The organism is Bacteroides caccae, from assembly GCF_002222615.2.
Taxonomy (GTDB): Bacteria; Bacteroidota; Bacteroidia; order Bacteroidales; family Bacteroidaceae; genus Bacteroides; species Bacteroides caccae.
This window is the reverse complement of record NZ_CP022412.2, coordinates 350,352-369,397: the sequence shown is the minus strand read 5'-3', so window position 1 is coordinate 369,397 and position 19,046 is coordinate 350,352. Positions and strand designations below refer to the sequence as shown.

The 19,046-nt window shown below is 43.7% G+C and carries 9 protein-coding genes; all 9 read left to right on the top strand.

Annotated elements, in window-relative coordinates; genetic code table 11:
- The first annotated feature begins 236 nt into the window (after positions 1–236).
- The 9 genes from CGC64_RS01565 (at position 237) to CGC64_RS01525 (ending at position 17,754) form a co-directional block, all read left to right on the top strand.
- Positions 237–3,518 (top strand): TonB-dependent receptor, encoded by a 3,282-nt coding sequence (locus CGC64_RS01565; RefSeq protein ID WP_229093633.1) that lies wholly within the window; start codon positions 237–239, stop codon positions 3,516–3,518.
- 21 nt (positions 3,519–3,539) lie between these two features.
- A complete protein-coding gene (locus tag CGC64_RS01560) occupies positions 3,540–5,405 on the top strand; it encodes a RagB/SusD family nutrient uptake outer membrane protein (RefSeq protein WP_005681698.1) in 1,866 nt (621 codons plus the stop codon).
- Between the two features lie 38 nt (positions 5,406–5,443).
- Positions 5,444–7,063 carry an IPT/TIG domain-containing protein gene (locus CGC64_RS01555; RefSeq protein ID WP_032854954.1) on the top strand — a complete coding sequence of 540 codons (1,620 nt, stop codon included), beginning with the start codon at positions 5,444–5,446 and terminating at the stop codon, positions 7,061–7,063.
- A gap of 8 nt (positions 7,064–7,071) precedes the next feature.
- Positions 7,072–8,382, top strand: coding sequence for an IPT/TIG domain-containing protein (locus CGC64_RS01550; protein WP_022042961.1), 1,311 nt, complete (start codon positions 7,072–7,074; stop codon positions 8,380–8,382).
- Positions 8,383–8,476: 94 nt separating this feature from the next.
- Positions 8,477–10,153 (top strand): right-handed parallel beta-helix repeat-containing protein, encoded by a 1,677-nt coding sequence (locus CGC64_RS01545; RefSeq protein WP_005675473.1) that lies wholly within the window; start codon positions 8,477–8,479, stop codon positions 10,151–10,153.
- Positions 10,154–10,205: 52 nt separating this feature from the next.
- Positions 10,206–11,786, top strand: a complete 1,581-nt coding sequence (locus CGC64_RS01540) for a right-handed parallel beta-helix repeat-containing protein (RefSeq protein ID WP_005675474.1) — start codon at positions 10,206–10,208, stop codon at positions 11,784–11,786.
- Positions 11,787–11,822: 36 nt separating this feature from the next.
- Positions 11,823–13,970, top strand: coding sequence for an alpha-N-acetylglucosaminidase (locus CGC64_RS01535; RefSeq protein ID WP_005675475.1), 2,148 nt, complete (start codon positions 11,823–11,825; stop codon positions 13,968–13,970).
- Between the two features lie 107 nt (positions 13,971–14,077).
- Positions 14,078–15,397: a Gfo/Idh/MocA family protein gene (locus CGC64_RS01530; protein ID WP_373101771.1), complete on the top strand. Its 1,320-nt coding sequence runs from the start codon at positions 14,078–14,080 to the stop codon at positions 15,395–15,397.
- Positions 15,398–15,429: 32 nt separating this feature from the next.
- The gene (locus tag CGC64_RS01525) at positions 15,430–17,754 is read left to right on the top strand and encodes a beta-galactosidase (protein ID WP_005675478.1); all 2,325 of its coding nucleotides are present in this window, start codon (positions 15,430–15,432) and stop codon (positions 17,752–17,754) included.
- Positions 17,755–19,046 lie beyond the last annotated feature (1,292 nt).

The following is a 19,046-nucleotide window of genomic DNA, read 5'->3' as shown; positions in this document are numbered from 1 at the left end:
AGGATCGGAAAATTCCCGTTTTCCAATCCTATCCAGATTAAAATTAACTCTACCAATTATTAATTTTAAATTGCAAATTTATGAAAAATATTTCAATCCCAAAAGGAATGAGAGGTTTTATTTTACCTCTATCCTTTTTGGGGAAGCTAAGACTTTGTACCTGGCAAATATTATTTCTACTGTTTTTTATATCGCTCCAGGCGCAGGCACAACAATCAGATTTGTTGACTCTGAATATGAAAAATGTTACGCTGAAACAGTTTGTAGAAGCGGTTCAGACCCAGAGTGGTTATTCATTTCTTTACAAAGATAATCAACTTAAAACGAATCAGCGAATCACTGTATCCGTTAATAAACAATCAATTAATGTTGCTTTAGAACAGGCTTTTAAGGGAAAAGGAATTTCTTGGAAAATTCAGGGCAAACAGATTCTTTTGTTTCCGGCAAAAGAGGAACAGTCTGTCAATACAAAAAAGTCACGTACCATCAAAGGTAATGTCACCACTACTACCGGTGAGTCGATTCCGGGGGCGAGCGTAAAATTGGCAAATGCTACTACTGGTGTAATTACTGATATTGATGGATTTTACATGATAACAGTTCCTGATAATCAGTCAGAATTGGAATTCCGTTTTATGGGATATGAACCCAGGAATATCAAAGTGGGCAATCAGACTACTATTAATGTCTCTTTGGAAGAAGCTACTTCCAGTCTGGAAGAGGTAGTGGTTGTGGCATACGGTGCTCAGAAGAAAGTGACGATGACCGGATCGGTAGCTTCGGTGAATATAGGAAGCCTGAAAACTCCAGTTGCCAATCTTAGCAATGCTTTGCAAGGTAAGGTTGCAGGTATTATTTCCGTACAGTCCAGTGGTGAACCGGGATATGATAACTCGACCTTTACAATTCGTGGAATCGGTACTTTCACGGGAAATACATCTCCATTGGTAATTGTAGACGGTGTGCAGCGTGACGATGTGAACTCCACTTATGGAGGTGCTTACAACAATATTGACCCGGAAGATATCGTTAGTATCTCTCTCTTGAAAGATGCTTCTGCTACTGCTGTATATGGTGCGAAAGGTGCTAACGGTGTGATGATTATTACTACTAAACGCGGGTCGGTAGGTAAGCCTAAAATCTCCATAAAGGCAGAAACGGGTTTTACCAACTTCACTAAAGTTCCGGAGATGTTGAGTGGTGTTGATTATATGATGTTATATAATGAAAGTCGTCGAAATTCGGGATTGAGTGAGGTATATTCCCGTGAACAGATATTAAAAACCGAGAGCGGACTGGATCCTTACTTATATCCGAATGTGGATTGGATCGATAAGATTTATAAGAATGTTTCATCTGTATCTAATGTCAACCTGAATATTAGTGGTGGTAGCGACTTGGTTCGATACTACTTGTCCGCTTCTTTCTATAACCAGGGAGGACAATATAATGTAAAGAAGGAAAACGGGTATGACCCGAACCTGAATTATAAGCGTTATGATTTCCGTAGTAACGTAGACGTGAACATTACAAAAACTACTTTATTACAGATGAACCTGTCGGCTATTATGACAGATTCGCGTTATCCGGGTATCGCTTCTAACAAACTATGGTATGAAGCTTTCTCAACTTCACCGGTTGCTTTTCCTGTTCGCTATCCGGACGGGCGTTGGGCAGGTCCTCCGGCCAATGCTGGTTCCAATCCGATGAACGAAGTGCAGAACAGCGGGTACACTGATACTTTCCGTCCGGCTTTGCAATCGGTATTTACCGTCAACCAAAAATTAGATTTCATAACCAAAGGACTTTCGGCTTATGCTCGTTTCTCTTTTGACAGTTATAGTGAATTCAATAATAAGCGTACCGGAGGGGTAGACTTATGGTATACCAACCAGCGTGACGGAAACGGAGAACTTGTCTTTGGTAAACCGATCAAGGAAGGTTCTGATGAACTTTATTATGAACATAGCGATACGGGAGAAAGAGTTATTTATACTGAAGCCAATATCTCATATGATCGCACTTTCGGTCATCATAACGTAAATGGAATGGTGCTTTATAATATGCGTAACCGTATGATTGCTACTGCCGGAAGTGCCATTGCTTCTATTCCATATCGTAATCAGGCGATTGCTGCCCGTTTCGGCTACGGATATAAAGAACGCTATTTAGCAGAGGTGAACGGTTCTTACACCGGTTCGGAGAACTTTGCTCCCGGACATCGTTTCGGTTTCTTCCCGGCTGCTTCTGTGGGTTGGGTCATTTCAAACGAACCGTTTTTCAAGAATATGACTCGTACGGTAGACTTGTTGAAATTGCGTGCTTCTTATGGTATCGTAGGTAATGATAACATTGGTGGTACAGGAGACCGTTTTGCTTATTTTACTCAGTTCGGAAGCGGAAACAGCTATGGATTCGGACCGAACGGAAATCTCGTATACGGTATTAGAGAGACGCTGCTGGGGTCGGACAAACTGACTTGGGAGAAATCTTATAAGACAAATATTGGTTTGGAAATGATGCTTTGGGGTAAATTGAACTTGACATTGGATTATTATTGGGAAAGACGTAAGGATATTCTGATTCAACGTTCTTCTTTGCCGAGCATGGCAGGCTTTGACGCCTCTATCTATGCCAATATGGGTGAAATGGATAATAAAGGAGTAGATGCGAATTTGGAATACCAGACCCGTATCGGTAACAAAGTAGGGTTGCGTTTATTTGGTAATCTGACTTATAGCAAGAATAAGATTGTGTTCCGTGACGAACCGGCTATGCAATACGCTTATCAAAAGAGTGAAGGTACCCGTTATGGCGAGTTCTATGGATATATAGCCGAAGGTTATTTCCAGAGTGAGGAAGAAATCAAAAAGAGTCCGAGACAGATGCGTGAACTGGCACCTGGTGACATCAAGTATAAAGACTTGAACGATGATGGTGTGATTGACGCTAATGACCAATGTTATTTGGGCAAGTCCTGGTTCCCTTCTTGGTCATACGGTATGGGCTTTAATATCAACTATCATAACTTTGACTTGGCTCTCTTCTTCCAGGGAGTGTCGGATGTATCTATTATGGCCAATGGTGGTTCTATTGATACCGGCAACGGTGACTGGGGAGCAAGTGGAGTCGGTATTGTACCTTTCACCGGCATGGGACTGAATCCCAGCAATGTCATCACCAAAGCATTAGATCGCTGGACGGCGGACAATCCTCGTGCAGATGCATGGTATCCGCGTATGACAGCTAATGCAACAACAAATGACAACAACTATGTGAATAGTACGCATTGGTTGAAAGATGGCAGTTATCTACGTTTGAAACAAGCCTCGCTCGGATATACGCTTGAGAACAAGAAACTAATGGATAAAGGAATAGAATACCTTTATTTCTATCTGTCCGGACAAAACTTGCTGACATTCTCTAAATTCAAGTTATGGGATCCGGAACTTGGTTCTAATGGGGCAAAGTATCCGTTATCGCGTATGGTGACATTGGGAATGAGAGTTTCGTTTTAATCTAATAAAGCAATGAAAACAATGAAAAAAATATTTAGCCGTATATTGGCTGTCGGGCTGTTGTCCGCCGGCATTATAGGAGTCTCTTCTTGTGATTATTTGGACCAGAAACCGGAGAACCTGAAAACTACGGATATGATTTGGGAAACCCGTGTGGAGGCGGAAGCTTATTTATATAACATTTACGGATATATTTGGCTGTCTACTGATGATCCGGTTGTGTTCGGTTTTGCTGATGAAACCTCCTGTGTCTTTTCTAATACGAATGTCCGTAATATGGTAGAAGGCAACTGGGGACCTTCCAATACATTGGGTGATAATAAATGGAGTGCTGCTTATCGAGGTATTCAGAAAGCGCTTGTATTCGAGCAAAACATCGACCGTGTTCCGGAAGGTGTGTTAAGTACTGATTTGAAGACTCAGTATAAGGCGGAATCACGTTTCTTGCGTGGTTGGTTCTATTGGAATCTGTTGCGTCTGTATGGACCGTTTGTTATTTTCGAGAAACCTGCCGAGCAAGACGAAGATTTCAATAATTATGTTCGCCGTCCATTTGACGAATGTGTGGAGTATGTCTGTGGCTTGATGGAATCAACATTGAATGTACTGCCGGATGTATGGACCTCAACAGCTTATCTGGGACGTCCTACGAGGGGGGCTGCTTTGGCGGTGATTTCACAAGCTCGTTTGTTGGCAGCCAGTGAACTCTGGAATGGAAATCCCCGTTTCAAGGATTTCAAGAATAAGGACGGAGAATTGTTGGCACCACAGACCAAAGATCAGGAAAAGTGGCGAATTGCTGCTGAAGCCGCCGAAGATGTGATTGATCTAGGCATTTATCATCTTTATCACAATACAGAAAGCGGTGATAGAGAATTTGACCCGTATCTGTCTTTCCGCGAACTGTTCATGTCCGGCAATCATGCTGAAGTTATATTTGCTACTCATAAATCTGGAGACTGGCAGTGGGGATATGATAAACGTTGTAACCCGAAGAATGGCGGATATAGCATGCAGAATGCAACGCAGAATATCGTAGATGCTTTTTTGACTCGTGACGGACTGGATATCAATGATGACGAGAATTATTCGGAAGAAGGATTTGCGCAGAAAGATGATCCGGACGAATACGGAAAAGTCCGTAATGAGATTAACCGGGGATACCGTAAAGGAGAATCGAATATGTACGTTGATCGTGAACCTCGTTTCTATGCTTCCGTACATTATAACGGACGTCCGGTGCTCTCTGCCATAACTGTTGACGACCGCAATTATTTTTCTTCCGACAAGAATAAAGATGGATTCGGAAGAGCTGAATATTACTATTCCGGTTCATCGGGAGCGGGAACGCAGATGACCGACTTCACCGGGTATAATGTAGCCAAGAAAGTAAGTACCTCTTCCAGTATCCGTAACGATCAGGCAGTATACCGCCCGTATATTCATATTCGTTATGCCGAAATATTATTGAACTATATGGAAGCGATGAACGAATACAATCCGGAAGATCCCAAGATTATCACTTATTTTAATGAGATTCGTGAACGTGCCGGTATTCCGAATATTACGGTTACCTATCCTCAGGATTTGGGTGATAAAGAAAAAATGCGTGAATGGATTCTTCGCGAACGTCAGATTGAACTGGCATTTGAAGGCGACCGTTTCTGGACGCTTGCGCGCCGGTTACTTTATGAGAAAGAAGAGAATCGCAAGATTTATCGTATGAATGTACTTGCTGACGATCAGGGACAAGGATTTGCTTTTGAAGGTTTCTATGAACGCAAGTTGTTGCAGACCAGATATTGGGATAATAAGATGTATTTGTACCCGATTGCTCAGACAGAGATTGACCGTGGACGTGGCTTGGTTCAGAATCCGGGTTGGTAGAATTTTCCTGAAAAATATAAAACTAATAAGATAGCATAATGAAAACAATTTCATACTATATATCTATGGTTGTTATTTTGGCAGCAACCATTTTCACCGGCTGTACGGACGATGATGAAAAGTCGTTGTCACCTCGTGCCGGAGAACTTTCTATCTATGATTTTGCTCCGAATACAGGAAAAGGAGGTACGCAGTTATTGATAAACGGCGAACAGTTTCCTTTGGATGCAACTTCTATCAGTGTGAGTATTAATGAAGTACAATTATCTATTCTGCGTTCCAATGAAGAGCAGTTATTGGTGGAAGTTCCGGATAATGAAGCAATAGGAACGGCTCCTATTGTCATTAAGACAAATGGGAAGACAACTCAATCGGAAGTGAACTTTATTTTTCAGAAAACAGCCATTACAGGTTACTCTCCTGCTTATGGAAAGGTTGGGACAAAAGTACGTATCTATGTAGAGAACTTACCGACGGAAATCAAGAATCCGTCCGCTACCTACAATGGGCTAGCTGCTGATTGTACAGTTGAAGAAGGATATTTCCTGGTGACTATTCCGGAAACAGACTTCGGATCATATCCTATTGTAATCAGTTTTAACGGAAGAACTCTTACTACGGGAGATTTTGAATATAAAGAACTCGTGTTCGAGCGTACAGTTACCACTCTGCCGGGAAGTTCCGAATTTAATATTATGGATGGGCAACCCCGCCGGGGTGGTATCGCAACCGATAACAATGGAAATGTTTATTTGACGGATATAGGTAATTTGCGCGTACGTAAAATTGCTCCTGACGGTACTGTCACGGAAATGGCGGGTACAGGAACGGCAGATGATGTTGACTGGGGACTTAACTGGCGCTTTGACAATGGTGGTGCAGGTTCGTATAATGCCGTAGTACGTCCTACTGACTTGAAGATTGACAGTAAAGGGAATATGTATGTTTGTGACGACTGGACGGCTGCAACTGTACGTTTTGAACCCGATGGCAAAGCACATTATCTAGGGTGGCAGGTAGCTGTCAGTCTGGCTATTGATGAGGCAAGCAATCGTCTTTACAGTATGACTGCAAATGGAGATATTCTTCTTAAAGATCTGGATGATTACGGTGGTTCTCCAAGTAGTCATGGCACTGTAATAATTACTGGTGATGGAAATCCCGGTGGCATGGATATAGATAAAAGTACAGGAGATCTCTATATTACTAATGTCGGAACCAACCAGATTATTAAATATGTTAAGGATAGCTGGGATACACCTATTGTAATAGCTGGTACCGGCAAAAGCGGATATGCTGATGGCCCGGTTAATGAAGCGACCTTTACTTCTCCGTGGGGAATAGCAGTTACGGCAGACGGTAATATCTTGGTAGCAGGTAATGGTACAGCAGAAGCTTCGACAGTTAGTGCCGACCAAAGTATTCGGTATATAGACCAGAAAACGGGAATGGTTACCACATTTGCCGGTTCCGGAACTTCCGGAAATACGGATAGCAGCTTTGAAGTGCTTTCTTATGCAGGTGTCAATTCAGCGCTTGAAAGCCTGCCAGCCGCCTTTGGTGCGCCTTCTTCTGTCTGTGTCGATAAGGACGGTACGGTATATGTATTAGACCGGCGGAATAATTGTGTAAAGAAAATAACAACCGTAGAAAAATGATAAGTCTTATGAAACTGAACACTATTCAATATATAATTTTGATTTTACTGATAGGCAGTGTAAATCTATTTAGCAGTTGTAAAGACGATGACGGGCACGATGCTGGTAGTCCGGTAGTTGTGAATCGTTTTTATCCGACTAGCGGTAGTGCCGGAACGGAAATTCTGATTACCGGAAAGAATTTTTCTGAGAATCCGGAAGATATCTCGGTAACTTTAGGAAACATTCCTTTGAAAGTGCTTAATTGCAGTATGAACAACATTCTGGCTATCGTCCCTCCTAAATTGGGGGACGGAGAGCTTACTATTACTATTGCCAACCGGGAACCCGTTCGTACTATCGAGAAGTTTACTTATTCATTCTCTGCGGTAGTCACTACGTTGGCAGGTAGTGCCAATGGCGAACCGGGATATCAGGATGGAGTTGGAAGTGAGGCACTGTTTTTCTTTGACGCTGCCAAAGCAGAGCCGGCAGAAGACTGGAAGAAAGGTTCTGTTTGCGTAGATGATGACGGAAATGTGTATGTAGGCGACTGCGTCAACTACTGTGTCCGTAAGATTACTCCTGACGGAACTGTCACGACTTTGGCAGGACTGGCCGGAAATAAAGGTTGCATTGACGGAACAGGAGTACAGGCACGCTTTAACGGACTTTACGGAATGGATTGCGATGCGGAAGGAAATATAATTCTGACCGATGTGTTCGAATGGAAAATCAGGAAAATAACACCTGAAGGAGTGACAACTACACTTGGAGAAACAGACTTTGAACCTTGGTTCCTGACCGTAGATAAACGCAATGGAGATATTTTTGTATCGTCCAGCAGTGGTATTTACAAATGGACGGCAGAGGGATCTACCCAGATAACTACCGGTAATTTTAGAGGGATTGTTGTGGATAAGGAAGGTAATTTGTATGCAGCCGACCAGATTCTGAATGGCATTGTAAAATTCAAAGCTGGTACTTGGGAAGCAGAGAATTTGATAGGTAAAGGAACATCGGGCTATCTGAACGGATCTTTTGAGGATGCACTCTTTACATTCCCGTCTGATTTGGCTATTGATTCGAACGGTGATATCTACGTAGCTGGTAATGGTGCGTGGGACGGTGGAGAGAATCTTGACCAAAGTATTCGCCTGCTCGATATGACAAACAGAGTGGTACGCTTGGTTGCAGGTGGCACTCAGGCAGGATATGTGGATGCTAATGCCGGCTCTGCCGCTTTCTCAGGACCTCAGGACCTTGCCGTAGATAAAAATGGTGTGATTTATGTCTACGATAAGAAAAATAATGTGATAAGGAAGATAGTTTATGAATAATTAAGGGGGAATGAGGCGGGGAGGAGTGCTTCTGCATCTTTAAGCCGCCTCTTCTGTTTTTCAGTTTTTAATAGGGTATTTAAAAGAAGTACAAATGAGAAAGAAAATGATTCTATTGGCTCTTACCTTGTTCATCGGGCTTAGCGCGTGTGGCAACGATGATAAGGAACTACCGGATGAACCGGGAAAAGAACAAGGTGGAAATGGAGGGGATGAACCGGAAAATCCTGATAACCCTTCCGGCAATGAACCGGTAAGCTGGTATGTGGCTACCACAGGCAACGATGGAAACAGTGGTACTTTGGACAGTCCTCTGAAAAGTATTTCAAAGGCATTGTTGCGTGTCAATCCCGGTGATACGATTTTTCTCCGGGAGGGTGCATACCATGAGTTTGTCACTCCTACTCGTTCAGGGGAAAAAGGTAAACTGATAACATTAAAAAGTTATCCGGGCGAAACTGCTAAGATTGATGGGACCGGAATGACGATCAAAGGTTGGTTCAGTGCATTGGTGCAACTGAAAAGTGTCCAATATATGACTTTTGAAAACCTGCATATCTGCAATGCTACGAATTCGGATGTTAATACCGACCCGGAAGGGGTATATATCAATGGAGTGTCAAGAGACATCACTTTCCGTAACTGTAAGGTTTATAATATAAAAAGTACTTGTCTTGCAGGACATAACAACGGTGACTGGCGTAGTGCGCATGCGTTTCTAGTCATAGGAGATGATAACGGCACACCGATACGTAATCTGACAATTGAAAAATGCGAAATCTACGATATGCATACCGGAACCAGTGAAACGCTGACTATTGCCGGGAATGTTGACGGTTTTACCATACAGGATTGCGAAGTACATGATGTCGAGAATATCGGTATTATTGTGGCCGGAGGAGACAACTTGAATGCAGGTGGTAATATATCCGTAAATTATGCGCGTAACGGAGTGGTGAGACGAAACAAGGTATATCGGTGCTCTCATCAGGTCTCAAAGGATTTTTGGGAAGGTGTTTATAATAATCCTGCCGCTTATGGGGCGATTGGAATCTATGTTTGCGGAGGTGCAAGTACTATTATCGAGCAAAATATCGTGTGGGAATGTGACCGTGCTATCGGTTTGGTAAGCGAGAGTAATGTGCTGGCTACCAAAGATTGTATTGTGCGTAATAATTTTGTTTACAACAACTATCGTACGGGAATTTACCTGGGCGATTATATCGGATACACGGTAGGAGGTACGTCCGGATGTTATGTTGTAAATAACACGCTCTATCACAATAATCTGGTTGGCGGTGCGTTGAACGGAAGCAATAATTCGGAAAATATCAATGATGAAAAGGATAGCGAGGGTGAGATTCGCCTGGCCGAGAATTGTACTAATAATACAATAATGAACAACCTCATTTATGCTGTGACCGATAGGGATATTTTTGTCCGTAAATACACCCGGTCCGGTAGCAAGAATAAAATCGGCTACAACCTCTATTATTCTCCGACTTCTGCCAATCACAAGTGGTTTTGGGATGGTGTAGAATATACGAATTTCTCTTCATGGCAGAAAGCCAGCGGAGATGAGAACTCGCTTTATAATGTCGATCCGAAATTGGTGCGCCTTGACATATCCGCTCCTGATTTGCACTTACAATCAGGATCGCCCGCTAAGAACGCCGGTTATTTCATTGCCGCCTATTTCGTAGGTAGCTATGATATTGATGGTAATGCACGTTACAATGGAACAAATATCAGCATAGGAGCCGATCAGTAATAAAACAGATTATAGATTAAATTCAAAGATATTCAATTAAAGCCAAATAGAAATGAGAAAAAGTTTTTGTTCGCTCATAAGCTTTCTTCTATTTAGCTTGTTAGCATGCGGAGCTGCTTCTGCCCATTGGTATGTGGCTCCGACTGGTAATGATGCGAATAATGGAAGTAAAAGAAAACCTTTAAAAACAATAGCCGCAGCACTGCAGCGTGTCAATCCCGGCGATACCGTTTTCTTGCGGGAGGGATCATACAGAGAGTTTGTCGTTCCGACACGTTCGGGAAAGCCCGGCAAGATGATAACGTTGAAAAGTTATCCCGGTGAAACTGCTAAAATAGACGGTTCCGACCTGTATATCAAAGGATGGGGCAATGCACTGGTACAGGTCAATAATATAGACTATATGCAATTTGAGAACTTGCATATCTGCCATGCCCACGATTCGGAGAACAACACAGATCCGGAAGGAATTTATATAACCGGAACGTCCGGTAACATAACATTCCGGGGATGCAAAGTATATGATATAAAGAATGACTGCCCGTTAGTTGACGCAAAAGGTGACTGGCGCAGCGCGCACGCAATTCTGGTCTTAGGTACGGATGACAACACGCCAATTCGCAACCTGCTGATAGAGAAGTGTGAAATCTTCGAAATTCATAGCGGCACAAGTGAAGCCTTTACATTGGCAGGCAATGTGGTCGACTTCACCATTCAGGACAATGAAGTACACGATGTGGAGAATATCGGTATCATCATTGCGGGAGGAGATAATCTGAACCCCAAAGGCGATATTTCGGTCAATTATGCACGCAACGGGGTAGTGCGTCGCAATAAAGTATACCGTTGTACACACGAAAAATCGCAGGACTATTGGAGCCAGTCCGTATCCAATGGCGGCGCGATCGGTATATACCTGTGCGGCAACGGAAACACGATTGTAGAGCAGAATGAGGTTTTCGAATGTGACCGTGGTATCGGGCTTTGCAGTGAAAGTTACAAGTTGCAGACCAAGGACTGTATCGTACGTGATAATTTTGTGTACAACAACTTCCGTACCGGTATCTATATGGGAGCTTATCTCGGTTTCGACGGACTAAGTACCAAAAACTGTTATGTTGTGAACAACACTCTGTTCAATAACAACCTCAAAGGCGGCCAACTGGACGGCACGAACAATTATCTCAAAGTGAATGATCGGGATAACAGCAGCGAAGGGGAAATCCGTCTTTCCGAGTTGTGTGAAGGGAATGTAATCGCCAATAATATCATCTATGCCGTATCCGACCGGGATATCTTTATCCGCAAATACACGACTTCGGGAAAGAATAATTATATCGGTGGCAATATCTATTTCTCACCCACGAAGAAGAACCATAAATGGATATGGGATGGTAAGGAGTACACCGACTTTTCCGCCTGGCAGGCTGTAAGTGGTGATAAGACATCAGTGTTCGATGTAGATCCACTATTGAAAAGTACCCGGCTACAACAACCTGACTTACATTTGAAATCCTCTTCGCCGGCGATAGGGACAGGACTCATATTTCAGGGCTATGTCCGGGGAATGTTCGACATTGACGGCGATAAGCGTTGTGATAATCATCGTATTAACATAGGTGCAGATCAATAAAGTGTCCGCCTTTTCACTAGTTTAAATATACAAACCATGAAAATACTAAAACAATTCTTTTCTGTTCTTTTCGTGCTGCTGTGTGTAGTAGGCACTGGCTATGCCGCTACGTTCGATGGCGTACGCGAACTTGTGTCCCGCCGTGCCCCATGGCTGGGAAAACATATTCAATTCAAGGAAATTGCGTCTTCGGACGGTGATTGTTTCATATTGCAGACTGTCGGCAAGAAATTGGTGGTACAGGCCACGGGAGCAAATGCGGCGGCAGTCGGTGTCAACTGGTATCTGAAATATTATTGCCACCGCAGTATGTCTCATCTAGGTGACCAGCTCGCCCCCGTTACTGAGCTTCCGGTCATCGGACAACCTGTAACAGTCAAAACCACATCTATATATCGCTATGCGCTGAACTACTGTACTTTCAATTATACCATGAGCTTTTATGACTGGGACGACTGGCAATGGGAACTTGACTGGATGGCACTCAACGGCGTGAACCTGATGCTTGTAGCCAACGGCTCGGAAGCTGTATGGCAAAACACGCTCCGCCGGATGAACTACTCGGAAAAAGAGATTGCCGATTTTATCACCGGACCGGCTTATAATGCCTGGTGGCTAATGGGAAATATCGAAGGTTGGGGTGGCCCTATGCCTCAGTCACAGATAGACAGCCGGAAGAAACTGGTGCAGAAAATGCTGAAGCGTATGAAGTCATTGGGGATTGAGCCGTTAATGCCCGGATTCTACGGAATGGTGCCGAGCAACCTGAAAAACAAGAGTAAGGCGCATATCATTCCGCAAGGAACTTGGGGTGCTTTCACTCGCCCGGATATTCTGGATCCTATGGACCCAGAGTTCGATCGTGTTGCAGCCATCTTTTATGACGAAACCCGCCGTTTGTACGGTTCGGACATTCGTTTCTTCTCCGGCGACCCTTTTCATGAGGGAGGAGCTACGGACGGCGTAGCGCTGGGAGATGCAGGACGAGCTATACAAAAAACGATGCAGAAACATTTTCCCGGATCTATCTGGGTGTTGCAAGGCTGGCAGGACAACCCGAAGCCGGGTTTGCTGGAAAAGCTGGATAAACGCTATGTATTGGTTCAGGAATTGTTCGGGGAGAATACCAATAATTGGGAAACCCGTAAAGGCTACGAAGGAACGCCTTTCATTTGGGCTACTGTTACAAACTTCGGCGAACGTCCCGGTATCAACGGAAAATTACAACGTTTTGCCGATGAAGTTTACCGTGCCTCGAATAGCGAATATGCGAAGTATATGAAAGGGGTAGGTATCTTGCCCGAAGGTATAAACAACAATCCTGTTACGTATGAATTGTTACTTGAACTGGTGTGGCACAAAGACCGGGTGGATGTAGACCAATGGATAGAATCTTATGTTACAGCCCGTTACGGACGTATCACCGATGAAATACGGACTGCCTGGAAGATGATGTTGAAATCTATTTATAGCAGTGAAGTCGGTTATCAGGAAGGACCGCCCGAAAACATCCTGTGCGCACGTCCCGCACTTGAACTCAAATCGGTTTCCTCTTGGGGTAGACTGGCTAAGAAGTATGATAGAGATCTTTACAAGAAAGCAGCGTTCCTTTTTGCCAAGGCAATGCCGGAATTTAATGAGGTTCGTACCTATCGCATTGATCTGATACACTTCCTGAGACAAGTCATTGCCAATGAAGCTGATTCGGTGTTCTATGATATGATAACTGCCTATCAAGAGAAGAAAGTTGAGAAATTTGAGCAGGAAGTTTCCAAATTCCTGATGATGATCGATACCGAAAATGAGTTGTTGGCACAGGACCCGTTTTTCCGTCTGAGCACTTGGCAGCAACAGGCCAAAGATGCAGGAAATACGGCCGCAGAGAAAAAGAACAACTTCCACAACCTGATGATGCTTATTACCTATTGGGGAGAACATGTGACATCGGAAGACAATTTGCATGACTATGCCTATAAAGAATGGGCCGGCATGATGAACACCTATTATAAGGAGCGTTGGCTCGTTTACTTCGATTACTTGCGTGCGTTGCTTCGCGGAGAGGAAGCGAAAGCGCCCGATTATTTCCATTGGGAACGCGAATGGGTGGAAAAGAATTTGCACATGGCGGACGATGCGCCACGAATGTCTTTGGAAGAAATTGTAAATAAGGTCACTGACAGGTAATATTGTTTTATGTAAAAAGAATGAAAGTTATGAACAGGATATTTATCAGTTTAATGATTACCCTTCTGCTTGTAGGCTTTTCCGGTTGCGGGCAGAAGAAAAGCACCATGCATCCCCTTGTGGTGGCTACTCCGGAACGTCCTTCAGGGCAGGAGGACGTCATTCAACTAACTACTCCCAAGATGGACACGGTACGCGTGGGATTTATCGGACTGGGGATGCGTGGTCCGGGAGCTGTTGTCCGTTTTACACATATTCCGGGTATCCAAATCAAGGCTTTGTGTGATATACGTCAGGAATGTGTGGAAAAAGCCCAGAACATTCTCAAGGAAGCCGGTTTGCCGGAGGCTATGACCTATTACGGTGATGAGAACTCCTGGAAACAGTTGTGTGAAAGGGATGATATTGACCTTGTGTATGTGGCTACTGACTGGAAACACCATGCGGAAATGGGAGTGTATGCTATGGAACATGGCAAACACGTAGCTATCGAAGTTCCCGCCGCCATGACATTGGAGGAGATTTGGAGTTTGATAAATACTTCCGAAAGAACCCGCAAACACTGTATGCAACTGGAAAACTGTGTATATGATTTCTTTGAACTGACAACATTGAACATGGCACAGCAAGGAGTTTTCGGCGAGATTCTGCACGTTGAGGGCGCTTATATTCATAATTTGGAAGATTATTGGTCTTCTTACTGGAATAATTGGCGTATGGATTATAATCGCAACAATCGTGGGGATGTCTATGCGACGCATGGCATTGGCCCGGCTTGCCAACTACTCAATATTCATCGGGGAGACAGGATGAAGACATTGGTGGCTGTGGATACAAAGGCGGTTAACGGACCGGCATATATCCGGAAAACCACGGGCGAAGAAGTAAAAGATTTCCAGAACGGTGACCAGACAACTACTGTCATTCGTACGGAAAACGGTAAGACAATGCTCATCCAGCATAACGTAATGACGCCACGCCCGTATAGCCGGATGTATCAACTGGTCGGCACTGACGGATATGCCAGCAAATATCCGGTGGAGGAATATTGCCTGCGCCCCGAACAGGTAGATACGAATGTTGTTGCCAACCATGAAAACCTGAATGCGCACGGTTCTTTGCCCGAAGATGTGAAACGGGAATTGATGAACAAATATAAGCATCCGATTCATCAGGAACTGGAAGAAACAGCCAAAAAGGTAGGCGGCCATGGTGGTATGGATTATATCATGGATTATCGTCTGGTGTATTGTCTGCGCAACGGATTACCGTTGGATATGGATGTGTATGATCTCGCTGAGTGGTGTTGCATGGCTGAGTTGACTCGCCTCTCTTTGGAAAATGGTTCGGCTCCGGTGGCTGTTCCCGACTTTACCCGTGGAGGCTGGAATAAGGTAAGTAAATTCCGGCATGCATTTGTACAATAGGTATAGAAATAAAAATATAACAATCATCTATTATGAATAAAGGACAAAGGCTTTATAAGTTCATACTTGGTTTGCTCATGCCGTTTCTGTTTTTGGCTTGCTCCTCTAAAGAGCGTATTAAGATAGACGGCGGAACTTTCAATGTTGACGGTAAGGATGTGCAGTTGATTTGTGGCGAGATGCACTACGCCCGTATTCCTCACGAATATTGGCGCGACCGTTTGAAAAGGGCACGTGCCATGGGATTGAATACAATATCAGTCTATGTGTTCTGGAACTTTCACGAACGACAGCCCGGTGAGTTTGATTTCAGCGGGCAGGCGGATGTTGCCGAATTTGTACGTCTGGCACAGGAGGAAGGCTTGTATGTGATTCTCCGTCCGGGTCCGTATGCTTGTGCTGAGTGGGACTTCGGCGGTTATCCTTCCTGGTTGTTGAAAGAAAAGGACATGGTCTACCGCAGCAAAGATCCCCGCTTCCTGGAGTATTGCGAACGTTATATAAAAGCGCTTGGCAAACAACTGGCCCCGTTGACGGTCAATAACGGCGGAAACATATTAATGGTGCAGGTAGAAAACGAGTACGGTTCGTATGCGGCGGATAAAGAATATCTGGCAGCTCTCCGCGATATGATAAAAGATGCCGGATTCAATGTTCCGCTATTTACTTGCGACGGTGGCGGGCAGGTTGAGGCCGGACACATTGATGGTGCATTGCCGACATTGAACGGAGTGTTCAGCGAAGATATCTTTAAGATCATCGATAAATATCATCCGGGCGGTCCGTATTTTGTGGCGGAATTTTATCCGGCCTGGTTCGATGTGTGGGGACAGCGCCATTCGACAGTCGACTATAAACGCCCTGCCGAGCAACTCGATTGGATGTTGGGACAAGGCGTATCCGTTAGTATGTATATGTTCCACGGAGGAACAAATTTCTGGTACATGAATGGTGCCAATACGGCTGGAGGATATCGTCCGCAGCCCACCAGCTATGATTATGACGCGCCTCTGGGTGAATGGGGAAACTGTTACCCGAAATATTATGCTTTCAGGGAAGTCATTCAGAAGCATCTGCCTCATGGAACCGTATTGCCCGAGGTTCCCGCCGACAATCCGACAACAACCTTCGCAACGATTGAACTGAAAGAAAGTGCTCCTTTGCAGGCTGCTTTTCACCAGACTACCGAATCGGAAAATGTCCTTTCAATGGAAGATATGGGAGTCGACTTCGGTTACATACACTATCAGACTACCATAAACAAGGCAGGCAAACAGAAACTGATTATACAGGATTTGCGTGATTATGCCGTAATTCTGGTTGACGGAAAGCAAGTGGCAAGTCTGGATCGCCGTTACAATCAGAATAATGTAATGCTGGATATACAGAAAGCTCCTGCTACCCTGGAGATACTGGTAGAAAATACAGGACGTGTTAATTATGGTCCCGATATTTTGTTCAACCGGAAAGGAATTACGAACCAGGTGCTGTGTGGAGATGAAAAGTTGACAGGTTGGTCTATCACTCCTCTGCCGCTTTATAAAGAGAAAGTTTCGGAAATGAACTTTGGCGAAAGTATCCAGGGAAAACCTGCTTTCCATAAGGGAATATTTACCGTTCGGCAGAAAGGCGACTGTTTCGTTGATATGAGCCGTTGGGGGAAAGGGGCTGTCTGGGTAAATGGTAAATCGCTCGGGCGTTTTTGGAATATCGGTCCTCAACAGACTTTATATCTGCCTGCCCCATGGTTGAAAGAAGGGGAGAATGAGATTGTCGTTTTTGAAATGGAAGATACCGGAAACCGTGTTCTGCAAGGACTGGACCGACCGATTCTCGACAGCCTCGGTGTAGACAAGAATTATCAGAAGGGACAGCTTCGTGTGGTTACGGGTACTCCTACGCTCGACGAAGGGGATATCATTCTGAAAGTTACTTTGAAAGAAATGAACGAGTGGCAACAGTTCGATTTCCCTGTTGCTGCAACCTTCCGTCATTTTTGCATCGAGACTCTTTCCTCGTATACGGATGACAATCAGGCTTGTATCTCGGAAGTGGAATTGCTGGATGATAAAGGTCAGGTGATTGATAAAACGAAATGGAAAGTTGTCTATGTAGACAGTGAACTGGCGGACCAGAATCTGGGAGTAGGGGAGAACTTATACGACGGAGATGTTTCGTCCTTCTGGCATACGGCCCCGACAGCGAAAGCTTCTCATCCGCATCAGATCATAATTGATATGCAGGAGATATATAAAGTTACTGCTTTCCGGGTGAAAGTGCGCGAAGGCTCATTCTTATCCGGTAAAGTAAAAGAGTTCCAATTATATACCCGTCCGCAGTTCTTCCTGTTTCATTGATAAGATAAATCAGGGAGATACGTCAAAAAACTAAGTAATGTTTTACCGTAGGGATGTGGTTTGCCTGTCTGAAGATAATTTGTTATATGTCTTCAGGCAGGTATCTTCCTGTCCCTTACGGTAGATCTTTTTTGGGGGATGGCATCTCTCTTAAAATCTATAAGCTGAATAACTTGAACTTAGTTTTCTACCAGAAAAGATTTTTCAGTTTCATATCTCATATTCTCATGTTTTTTGTATAACTAATTTGTTTTCAATTAATTAATTTATGAGAAATAAAAAGGAACAGAGTTATTTCTCATAGTTTTTCTGTTTTTTTCCCTCATAATTGAGTTATTTCTCATAGCCCCCTTTCCTGTTCTTTCTTCTCTCTACTCCATATTTTTCTCCTGCCATATGCTTCTTTTTCTGCAGTCTTCCCTTTAATACCATATGCTATGTTCATGTTTTTTTAATATTACGTCTTTCTCCTTGTGCTTTTCCCCTATCCTCTCTTTTGTTCCACTCCGGTACCCGGGCTTTTTCACTCCGGTGGCCGGTTCTTTCCACTGAAGTGTCCTGTCCTGTTCACTGTAGTGGAACGAACAGCATGTCTTTTCGATTATCCGTTATTCTCCTCCTTCCGGAAGGATGATTCCCCTCAGGGGTAGGTGGTATGTAAATGTCGGAATGGGTAATTCCCCGCTTTTTATATCCGGCCTGTTTTTTTTAGTACCGAATAAATCTGCCTGCATTACTTGTTTCTTTGTTTAGTGCTTTCCTCCCTCGTTTAAATATAATAATGTGTATAGTTTTGTATTCTTCCCTTCGTAGCTTCTTGTATAGAAACGGCGGTGTTCTTGAAGCAGCCTATCAATCAGCAAGTTAGTCAGATTATAAAAAAATAATCAGAAAAAAGAGTGATATATATTTGTTTTGTATCCTGAAAGGGAGTACTTTTGCACCCGCTTTCCGAGAGAAGAAAGCCTTGATGAAAATGACTTAGTGACAAAGCGCAGGACTGCTTGACTCAAGAACAAAAAAAACTTCCGAAAAGTTTTGGAATATAAATAAAAAAGTTCTTATCTTTGCAGTCCGATTCGCAAAGAAAAGGTGTTTTGCTTGTTCTTCTTTCTATTTATTCTTTCCCTTTCGCATAGAGAGTCTGAGAAACGGATAAAAAGAAAAACTGAAAAAAAAACTTCCGAAAAAGTTTGGTAGTTAAAAATAAACCTCTTACCTTTGCACCCGCTTTTGAAACGGAAGCGACAAGTTCTTTGAAATATTGATAAACAATACAAGTAGTACAAGAA

Coding starts and splice junctions, on each gene's coding strand:
- CGC64_RS01565 (WP_229093633.1), top strand. CDS start 237: ATGAAAAATGTTACGCTGAAACAGTTTGTAGAAGCGGTTCAGACCCAG.
- CGC64_RS01560 (WP_005681698.1), top strand. CDS start 3,540: ATGAAAAAAATATTTAGCCGTATATTGGCTGTCGGGCTGTTGTCCGCC.
- CGC64_RS01555 (WP_032854954.1), top strand. CDS start 5,444: ATGAAAACAATTTCATACTATATATCTATGGTTGTTATTTTGGCAGCA.
- CGC64_RS01550 (WP_022042961.1), top strand. CDS start 7,072: ATGAAACTGAACACTATTCAATATATAATTTTGATTTTACTGATAGGC.
- CGC64_RS01545 (WP_005675473.1), top strand. CDS start 8,477: ATGAGAAAGAAAATGATTCTATTGGCTCTTACCTTGTTCATCGGGCTT.
- CGC64_RS01540 (WP_005675474.1), top strand. CDS start 10,206: ATGAGAAAAAGTTTTTGTTCGCTCATAAGCTTTCTTCTATTTAGCTTG.
- CGC64_RS01535 (WP_005675475.1), top strand. CDS start 11,823: ATGAAAATACTAAAACAATTCTTTTCTGTTCTTTTCGTGCTGCTGTGT.
- CGC64_RS01530 (WP_373101771.1), top strand. CDS start 14,078: ATGCATCCCCTTGTGGTGGCTACTCCGGAACGTCCTTCAGGGCAGGAG.
- CGC64_RS01525 (WP_005675478.1), top strand. CDS start 15,430: ATGAATAAAGGACAAAGGCTTTATAAGTTCATACTTGGTTTGCTCATG.